This is a genomic window from Methylobacterium sp. WL64, assembly GCF_008039945.1.
Classification (GTDB): Bacteria; Pseudomonadota; Alphaproteobacteria; order Rhizobiales; family Beijerinckiaceae; genus Methylobacterium.
Window position 1 is genome coordinate 20954 of sequence record NZ_VRVA01000078.1, and the last position, 6231, is coordinate 27184.

The following is a 6231-nucleotide window of genomic DNA, read 5'->3' on the forward strand; positions in this document are numbered from 1 at the left end:
ATGACCCGACGTTCCCTGCCCCGACGTTCCCTGCCCGCCCAGTCCAACCTCCTGGCCGCCTGCGCGCTCGGATTGCTGGCCGCCGCCTGCAAGGGCGAGCCCGCCACCACCGGGGGGATCGACCTGTCGGATTACCGGGCGCGCCACCCGATCGTCCTGGCCGACGGCACCCGCAGTCTCGACGTGTTCGCCACCGGGCCGGGCCATCTCGACCCGCGCCAGGCCGGCGACATCGACGCCTTCATGCTGGAATACCGCCGCTACGGCCGCGGCGGGATCCTGATGGAGGTGCCCCGGGGCCTGCCGCCGGCGCAGGCCGCCGCCGTGGAGCGCACGGCCGCGGCCTTGAGCCGGCGCGGCACCGAGGACGGCGTCGGCGCCCGCGAGGTCACCCTGTCGGCCTATCCGGTCGCGGCCCCCGGCCTCGCCGCGCCGATCCGCCTAAGCTTCCAGCGCATGCAGGCCAAGGTCGCCGACCAGTGCGGATTATGGCCCCAGGATCTCGGCACCTCGAACTTCGCGTCCGATTACGGCAACCGCCCGAGCTGGAATCTCGGTTGCGCCACCCAGGCCACGCTCGCCGCCCAGGTGGCCGATCCCGTCGACTTGGTGCGCGGCCGGCCGGAGGGCCGGATCGACACGGTCAAGCGCGTCCGGGACATCGGCCAGTTGCGGGAAGGCAAGGATCCGTCAACCACATGGCGGCAAGATGGGACCAACGCCGTCAAGTCCCAAGTCACCAACTAGGACGAACGGTGCGCGCCCCCTGGTCCCCGACGCCGCGACTCGACCACGAACCCGAAAGTGCCGTCATGGCGGACCCGTCCGAGACATCCGAGCGCACGATCGCCCCGGTGCCCCGGATCACGATCCAGGCCTTCTGCGAGACCGGCGAGACCGCCGCGATGATCGAGGGCGCAGCCCTCGACCGGCGCATGCAGAAGGCCCAGGTCAAGGTCCGCATGGGAGGCGGTGCCGCCGCGATCGAGGCCTACCGGCACGCGCCGACTCCCAACGTCGTCGTCATCGAGACGCAGGGCGTGCGCTCGAAGCCGGTCGAGTGCCTCGATGCCCTGGCCGAAGTCTGCGACGAGGGCACCCGCGTCCTGGTGATCGGCCACGTCAACGACGTGACCCTGTACCGGCAGCTGATCCAGCGCGGCGTCTCCGACTACCTGATGGCGCCGGTGGATCCGCTGACCCTGATCGCGGCGATCTCCGACCTGTTCACGGCGCCGGGCGTCAAACCGGTGGGCCGCACCGTGGCGGTCTACGGCGTCAAGGGCGGCATCGGGGCCTCCACGGTGGCGCACAACTTCGCCTGGTCGGTCGCCCGCAACCAGGGCGTCCAGACCGTGATCGCCGACCTCGACATCGCCTTCGGCACCGCCTCGCTCAACTTCAACCAGGACCCGCCGCAGGGCATCGCCGAGGCGGTATTCGCCCCCGAGCGCCTGGATTCAGCCCTGGTCGAGCGGCTGCTGTCGAAGTGCAGCGACAACCTGAGCCTGCTCTCGGCCCCGGCGAGCCTCGACCGGACCATCGACCTGTCCGAGCCGGCCTTCGATTCCCTGATCGAGTACCTGCGCGCCAGCGTGCCCTGCGTCGTCCTCGACATCCCGCACCAGTGGAACGCGTGGTCGAAGCGCGTGCTCACCGCGGCCGACGAGATCCTGATCGTCGCCGGGCCCGACCTCGCCTGCCTGCGCAACGCCAAGAACCTGCTCGGGGCGCTCAAGCACGGTCGCCCGAACGACCAGCCGCCCCGGATCCTGCTCAACGGCGTCGGCATGGCCAAGCGGCCGGAGATCGGCACGGCCGAGTTCGCCAAGGCCCTGGACGCGCCGATCGCGGCCACGATCCCGTTTGAGCCGACCCTGTTCGGCACCGCTGCCAACAACGGCCAGATGATCGCCGAGATCCAGGCCGGCTCGAAGGTGGCGGAGCTGTTCAACGACCTGGCGGCGGTCACCCTCGGGCGCCCGGAGACCCGGCGCAGCAAGTCGAGCCTGCTGGAGCCGCTGCTGGCCAAGCTCGCCGGCCGCAAGGCCTCGTGATGCGCGAGACCGTCGCCGGGACGATGCCACGCGCGGGCGCCTTGGAGCTGACCCATGTTTGGTAGGCGACAATCCGGAGCCGCCCCGACGGCGCCCGCACCGGTCCCGCACGCGCGGGCCGCTGTGCCGACGGCGCCGGTGCTGCGCGACTCCGCCCCGGCGCCCAAGCCGCCGCCCAAGCCCGCCGCCCCGGTGGCGGTCGAGAACCTGCGCTCCGAGGATTATTACCGGACCAAGAGCCTGATCTTCGGCGCCCTGATCGAGGCGATCGACCTCACGCAGCTCTCGCGCCTCGACGCCGAGACCGCCCGTGAGGAGATCCGCGACATCGTCACGGAGATCATCGGGCTCAAGAACATCGTCCTGTCGATCGCCGAGCAGGAAGAGCTGCTCGACGACATCTGCAACGACGTGCTCGGCTACGGCCCGCTGGAGCCGCTGCTCGCCCGCGACGACATCGCCGACATCATGGTCAACGGCGCCAACCGGACCTTCATCGAGGTCGACGGCAAGATCCAGCTGACCAATGTCCGCTTCCGCGACAACCAGCAGCTGATGAACATCTGCCAGCGGATCGTCAGCCAAGTCGGCCGCCGGGTCGACGACGCCTCGCCGATCTGCGACGCGCGCCTGCCGGACGGCTCCCGCGTCAACGTTATCGCACCGCCGTTGTCCATCGATGGACCGGCCCTGACGATCCGCAAGTTCAAGAAGGACAAGCTGACCCTCGAGCAGCTCGTGCGCTTCGGGGCGATCTCCCCGGAGGGTGCCGAGGTCCTGAAGATCATCGGCCAGTCGCGCTGCAACGTGGTCATCTCGGGTGGCACCGGCTCGGGCAAGACCACGCTGCTGAACTGCCTCACGGCCTTCATCGAGCACGACGAGCGGGTCATCACCTGCGAGGACGCGGCCGAATTGCAGCTCCAGCAGCCCCACGTCGTCCGCCTGGAGACGCGCCCGCCCAACATGGAGGGCCAGGGGCAGGTCACCATGCGCGACCTCGTCAAGAACTGCCTGCGCATGCGGCCCGAGCGGATCATCGTCGGCGAGGTCCGCGGCCCCGAGGCCTTCGACCTGCTGCAGGCGATGAACACCGGCCATGACGGCTCGATGGGCACGCTCCACGCCAACAGCCCGCGCGAATGTCTGTCGCGCATCGAGTCGATGATCTCGATGGGCGGGTTCACGCTGCCGTCGAAGACCCTGCGCGAGATGATCTGCGGCTCGATCGACGTGGTGATCCAGGCCATGCGCCTGCGCGACGGCTCCCGCCGCATCACCCACATCACCGAGGTGCTGGGGATGGAGGGCGACGTCATCACCACGCAGGACATCTTCCTCTACGACATCGTCGGCGAGGACCCGAACGGCAAGCTGATCGGGCGCCATCGCTCCACCGGCGTCGGCCGGCCGAAATTCTGGGAGCGCGCCCGCTACTACGGCCTCGACCGCCGGCTCGGCGAGGCGCTCGACGCCGCCGAGATCGTCGACGGGGCGTGACCATGGCGGATTCGTCCCAGCTCCCGCTCGCCGCCGGCCTGATCGGCATCGCCGTGGCGGCCGTGGCCTACGTGGCGGTGCTGCCGCTGCTCGGCGGTCAGCGCCGGGCGAGCAAGCGGTTGAAGTCGATCGGCGTCACGGCCTCCGGGGCGGCGGTGCGCGGGGTCGCGGTCAACCGGCGGGAGCAGGTCGCCAAGACGCTGAGCGAGATCGAGGCGAAGGCCAAGAACGCCAACACGGCGACGCTGGAGCTGAAGCTCGCCCGCGCCGGCCTGAGCTGGACCAAGCGGACCTTCTACACGGTCTCGGGGGGCTGCGCCGCGATCCTCGGCCTGCTGCTGTTCATCGTCACCGACAGCCCCGTGGCGGCGGCCGGCGCGGCCTTCGCGGGGGGCTTCGGCGTCCCCGCCTGGCTGCTGCGCCACCTGCGGCTCCGGCGCATCGCGAAGTTCAACAAGGAGTTGCCCAACGCGGTGGACGTGGTGGTGCGCGGCATCCGCACCGGCATCCCCGTCGGCGACTGCTTCCGCATGGTCTCGCGCGAGGCCGAGGAGCCGGTGCGCAGCGAGTTCCGGACGGTGATCGAGACCCAGGCGATGGGTCTCTCGCTCGGCGAGGCGGTCTCGCGCCTGTTCGAGCGGGTGCCGACCGCCGAGGTCAACTTCTTCGCGATCGTGATCAACATCCAGCAGCAATCCGGCGGCAACCTGTCGGAGGCGTTGAACAACCTCTCGGTGGTGCTGCGCGACCGGGCCAAGATGCGCGGCAAGGTCCAGGCGATGAGCATGGAAGCCAAGGCCTCGGCCTCGATCATCGCGTGCCTGCCCTTCGGCGTGGCGGGCATCACCACGCTCACCAGCCCGGATTACATCTCGCTGCTCTGGACGACGGATGTCGGCACGATCGCGCTGGTGGGGGCGGCGATCTGGATGTCGATCGGCGTCTTCACGATCAAGAAGATGATCGCCTTCGACTTCTGAGCCCCGTTGGATCCGGATCCCGTCCCATGATCGACGCCATCGCGGAGAAGCTGTTCGATCCCCGCTTCATGGGCACGCTGCTGACCGCCGTCGCGGCGGGCGCGACCGCCTTCGCGGTGGCACAGCCCTTCTTCGAGTCGGACAAGCTCGCCAAGCGGATGAAGATCGTCAGCGACGAGCGCGAGCTCATCCGGCGGCGGGAGCGCCAGGCGGACCGGGCCCGGCCGAACGACCGGGCGACCCTGCGCGTGGCGCCCAAGGCCTACATGAAGTCCATCGTCGACCGGTACCAGCTGCACCGCTGGCTCGGCACCGATACGGCCAAGCGCAAGCTGATGATGGCGGGTTATCGCGGCCAGGGCGCCGAGACGACGTTCCTGTTCTTCCGCCTGATCGTCCCGGTGGCCTCGGTGATCGCGGCCGTGTTCTACCTGTTCGTGCTCGAGGCCATCGACGCCACCTACCTGATGCGGATCGGGATGGTGATCGGCGCGGCCTATATCGGCATCAAGGCGCCGGAGCTGTTCCTGGTCAACACCGCCAAGAAGCGGCAGGCCGAGATCAAGCGGGCCTGGCCGGATGCCCTCGACCTGACGCTGATCTGCGTCGAATCGGGGATGGCGGTCGAGAACGCGTTCCGGAAGGTCAGCACCGAGATCGCCACGTCCTCGGTGGTGCTGGCCGAGGAACTCGCCCTGATGACGGCCGAGATGTCGTTCCTGCCCGACAGGCGGCAGGCCTACGAGAACCTGTCGCTGCGCACCGGGCTGGAGCCGGTCAAGTCGGTCGCGACCGCCCTGATCCAGGCCGAGCGCTACGGCACGCCGATCGGCCAGGCGCTCCGGGTGCTGAGCCAGGAGAGCCGCGACCAGCGCATGAACGACGCGGAGAAGAAGGCGGCCAGCCTGCCACCCAAGCTGACCGTGCCGATGATCCTGTTCTTCCTGCCGGTGCTGTTCGTCGTCATCATCACGCCCGCCGTCATCCAGGTCATGCGGACGCAGTGACGGCCAGCGCGGAACCTGATCGATCAGACGCTCAGCGGATACGGCCGGGACGGGTCGGCTCGAACACGATGCGCCGGTGGAACGCGCACCAGCTCTTGCCGTCGGCGACCGGCGCGCCGCAGCAGACGGCACGGTCGTTCGGCTCGCCGATGATGTACTTGCACACGAAGGCACCGGATTGCGCGAAGGGCACGCGCAGGTCCGCCGACGGCTCCTGGACGCCCTCGGCATCACCGATCTGAGACATGCGGACGAGTTGATTCATGGGGGTGATCGGCTCAATAAGCAGGCTGCACGGTCGGCGCGGGCGCCTCGGCAGAGAGGGAGGATCGAACGCTCCTCCTTCAGGCGGCGGCCCCGTCTCGCGTGTCCGGGACTGGCGTCTCGCGGAACGGCATCGGGGGCGACCCGCCCGAGCCGGCCTCGACGGCTGGCGCGGTGAGCGTCATCGTGTTGTCGTAACTGGGGTTACAACGATTGAAAACAAGACCAGCGTGCATTCGCTGCATCGGACCACGGTGCCGGGTGCGTAGCTGGCCGCGGGATTGCGGCCCCGCGCCGGTCCCCCCGGGGGCCTGACGAAACCGTCCGACCGCGAAGTCTCCGGCCGGCGACCGGGCGTGCAACAGGCTCCGGCCTGTGGTTTGGTGGCCCCTCGCGCGAACAGAGCCGGATAGCGGATTATGG

Annotated in this window: 6 protein-coding genes; 5 read left to right on the forward strand and 1 reads right to left on the reverse strand. The window is 69.4% G+C overall.

Translation table 11 applies throughout. The annotated features are described in order from the left end of the window. The 5 genes from FV242_RS23875 to FV242_RS23895 all read left to right on the forward strand — a co-directional run bounded on the left by FV242_RS23875 (position 1) and on the right by FV242_RS23895 (position 5544). A complete protein-coding gene (locus FV242_RS23875; protein WP_147940651.1) occupies positions 1–747 on the forward strand; it encodes a CpaD family pilus assembly protein in 747 nt (248 codons plus the stop codon). 65 nt (positions 748–812) lie between these two features. Continuing rightward, positions 813–2057, forward strand: a complete 1245-nt coding sequence (locus FV242_RS23880) for an AAA family ATPase (protein ID WP_147909263.1) — start codon at positions 813–815, stop codon at positions 2055–2057. A 54-nt stretch (positions 2058–2111) separates the two neighbouring features. Beyond that, positions 2112–3557: a CpaF family protein gene (locus FV242_RS23885; protein ID WP_147940652.1), complete on the forward strand. Its 1446-nt coding sequence runs from the start codon at positions 2112–2114 to the stop codon at positions 3555–3557. Positions 3558–3559: 2 nt separating this feature from the next. Beyond that, entirely contained in the window at positions 3560–4537 is a 978-nt protein-coding gene (locus FV242_RS23890) for a type II secretion system F family protein (RefSeq protein WP_147940653.1), read from the forward strand. Positions 4538–4563: 26 nt separating this feature from the next. Continuing rightward, positions 4564–5544: a type II secretion system F family protein gene (locus FV242_RS23895; protein WP_147909266.1), complete on the forward strand. Its 981-nt coding sequence runs from the start codon at positions 4564–4566 to the stop codon at positions 5542–5544. 31 nt (positions 5545–5575) lie between these two features. Here the strand turns inward: FV242_RS23895 and FV242_RS23900 are convergent, their stop codons facing one another. Beyond that, positions 5576–5809, reverse strand: a complete 234-nt coding sequence (locus FV242_RS23900; protein WP_147940654.1) for a hypothetical protein — start codon at positions 5807–5809, stop codon at positions 5576–5578. Positions 5810–6231 lie beyond the last annotated feature (422 nt).

Bases quoted from the DNA above. Each gene is read 5' to 3' on its own strand.
- FV242_RS23885 (WP_147940652.1), top strand. From the start codon at position 2,112: ATGTTTGGTAGGCGACAATCCGGAGCCGCCCCGACGGCGCCCGCACCG.
- FV242_RS23900 (WP_147940654.1), bottom strand. From the start codon at position 5,809: ATGAATCAACTCGTCCGCATGTCTCAGATCGGTGATGCCGAGGGCGTC.
- FV242_RS23880 (WP_147909263.1), top strand. From the start codon at position 813: ATGGCGGACCCGTCCGAGACATCCGAGCGCACGATCGCCCCGGTGCCC.
- FV242_RS23875 (WP_147940651.1), top strand. From the start codon at position 1: ATGACCCGACGTTCCCTGCCCCGACGTTCCCTGCCCGCCCAGTCCAAC.
- FV242_RS23895 (WP_147909266.1), top strand. From the start codon at position 4,564: ATGATCGACGCCATCGCGGAGAAGCTGTTCGATCCCCGCTTCATGGGC.
- FV242_RS23890 (WP_147940653.1), top strand. From the start codon at position 3,560: ATGGCGGATTCGTCCCAGCTCCCGCTCGCCGCCGGCCTGATCGGCATC.